The sequence below is a fragment of the Luteococcus sp. genome (assembly GCF_043424415.1).
Taxonomy (GTDB): Bacteria; Actinomycetota; Actinomycetes; order Propionibacteriales; family Propionibacteriaceae; genus Luteococcus.
In genome coordinates, this window is record NZ_JBHWOO010000004.1 from 1 (window position 1) to 2,697 (window position 2,697).

1 protein-coding gene and 1 pseudogene are annotated in these 2,697 nt (G+C 66.3%); both read left to right on the forward strand.

What is annotated here, in order from left to right:
• Window positions 1-2,075, forward strand: a 2,075-nt coding sequence (locus ACHFFZ_RS00135; protein ID WP_394274639.1) for a DUF3427 domain-containing protein, incomplete at its 5' end; no start/stop codon positions are given.
• 133 nt (window positions 2,076-2,208) lie between these two features.
• Window positions 2,209-2,697, forward strand: a pseudogene (locus ACHFFZ_RS00140) (hypothetical protein); the annotation flags it as partial.

The window sequence follows — 2,697 nt, forward strand, 5'->3', positions numbered from 1 at the left end:
CTCCAGGGGTCAAGCCGTCGCTTCTGTTCGTCGCGCATCGAAAGGAGATCCTCGATCAAGCTCTCCGCACGTATCGAGACGTCCTGAAGGACGGCAGTTTCGGCGAGCTCCTTGTTGGAGGGCACAAGCCGGTTCGCGGCCAGCACGTCTTTGCCTCGATCCAGTCCATCGCTCGCGCCGATGAGCTTCCCCGTTGGGCGCGCGACCACTTCGACATCGTGGTGATGGACGAGTTTCACCACGCAGAGGCGGCAACCTACCGGCGCCTGCTCGACCACTTCACTCCCCGCGAGCTGCTGGGCCTCACAGCCACCCCAGAGCGAGCCGACGGGGTCGACGTTTCTGAGGCGTTCTTCGACGGGCGCGTCGCCAGCGAGCTGCGCCTGTGGGATGCGCTCGGCGCCGATCTGCTCGTCCCGTTCCATTACTTCGGACTTTCCGACGGGGTCGACCTCAGCGGCATCCGCTTCGCTCGCGGCCGGTACGACGCCGACCAACTGAGCACCCTGTACACCGGCAATGACGCTCGAGCGAGCAAAGTGCTCGCCGCGGTCCAGGACAAGATCACCGACCCCACCCGCATGCGTGCTCTCGGCTTTTGCGTGAGTGTCGACCACGCACGCTTCATGGCGAAGGTATTCAACGATGCAGGCCTCCCCGCACTGGCACTTTCGGGTGAGTCCCACCCCATCGAGCGACGCCAGGGCCTTAAGCAGCTCCGTGACGGTGAACTGACCTGCATCTTTGCCGTGGACCTCTTCAACGAGGGCCTCGACATCCCCATGATCGATACCGTCCTCATGTTGCGGCCCACGCAGTCCGCCACGATCTTCCTGCAGCAACTGGGCCGTGGCCTCCGGCGGTCCGATGACAAGGCTGTGCTCACCGTGCTTGACTTCGTCGGACACCAGAACCAGGCCTTCCGCTTCGACATGAAGTACCGCGCCCTCACGGGACTCTCCCGAGAGAAGCTCACACGCAGCATCGAGCAGGGTTTCCCGTTCCTCCCTCCGGGCTCACAGATCGTCTTCGACCGCGTGGCAGAGGAGATCGTGCTCGAGAACGTACGCAAACAGCTGAAGCTCAGCACCAAGGATCTTGTCGTCGACGTGCGCCAGCACAAGCCCGCTGAGGTTGGTCCCGGGGACTACACGATGGGCAGCTACCTACGCGATGCCGATCGATCCCTCGCCGACATCTACACCCCGGCAGCCAGGAACTACCAGGGAGAGAAGAAGCCCGCGAGCTGGACCAGCCTGGTGGACTGGGCGTTCCCTACTGCCGGCAGTGTGCTGAGCACGGAGACTGATTACCCGTTCCTGCGCCGCATCAGCGCGCTCACCCATGTCGATGACCCTGAGCGCATCGAGGCGTACCGGCAGCTCCTCACCTCGGACTCTCATCCGCATGACCTGACCGGGCGGCTTCACGCAGCGATGCTCTACCACTCGTTCTGGCCGGGCGACGGTCCGGGCGTGACGGCTGGCCTCAACCTTCTTCGTTCGCGCCAACATGTCGTGAAGGAAGTTCTGGACGTTCTCGACATCCTGGACCGCGAGTCCCGTGTCATCCCCAGGCCCCTGCCCGGAGAACTCGTCGCATCGCCCCTGCGATCCCACGCGCAGTACTCGCGTGAGGAACTGCTCGCAGGCCTTGGGCTCGGGACCCTCGACAAGGGCAACCCCGCTTCCATCCGCGAGGGTGTGAAGTGGCTGCCTACCCTCAACACCGACGCCTTGATGGTGACGTTGAAGAAGTCCGAGGCGGACTACTCGCCCACGACGATGTATCGCGACTTCGCAATCAACCAGGATTTCTTCCACTGGGAGTCGCAGAGTACGACCAGTGCCGAGAGCGCCACGGGTCGCCGCTATGCCGAGCACGAGGCGCGGGGATCGAACGTGGTGCTGTTCGTGCGTCGAGCAAAGACCGGTGACATCGGCACCGAGCCATACACCTGCCTTGGGACGGTCCGCTTCGATCACGCCACCGGTTCTCGACCCATGCAAATTGTGTGGAAGCTGGACCGCGAGATGCCCGTGGATCTCTTCCTTGCGGCCAAGGCGGCCGCGTAACCCACCCCACTGCAAAGCCCCGATCACTGCCCATCACGCGCAGGGCCGGTTAGCATGCCGACGCTGCCCGCGGGCAGGACGGCACGGCTCCTCGGGGTCGCCGCCCCCGATCCCCGACGCACAGGAGTAGCTCGTGACCGAGCCTTCCTCGCAGGCGGGAGCCGGAGATCCCCGGCCCTCGCAGAACCAGCCGCGCCCGGCTGCACCCGGCGTGCGCATCAACAGCCCCAACGTGGTGCCCCAGGGCCCCGCGACCAAGCCGGCCGGCGCACAGCCCACTTCCGGCGACAACCAGCCCGCGTCGTCGGCCCCACCTCCGCGCCCGGCTGCCGCACGCCCTGCCGCAGCGGGCCCCGCAGCAGGCAACGGCCGCGCCGCTCCCCCGCCGGAGGACCTGTTCGCCGGCTCCACCGCGTCCTCCGGTGACGATGCCCCGAACCGCTCCCGCAACCTGATGGCCTGCGGCGGATGCCTGGTGCTGGCCCTGGTTCTGGCGCTCGGCGCATTCCTGGGGTACCAGTGGCTGAAGCCCGAGGAGGGCGGCTACGAGCGCCCCACCACCCCCACCGCGCAGCAGACCGAGGGCGGGGCCGAAGACCAGCCCAGCGAGGAACAGCCCAGC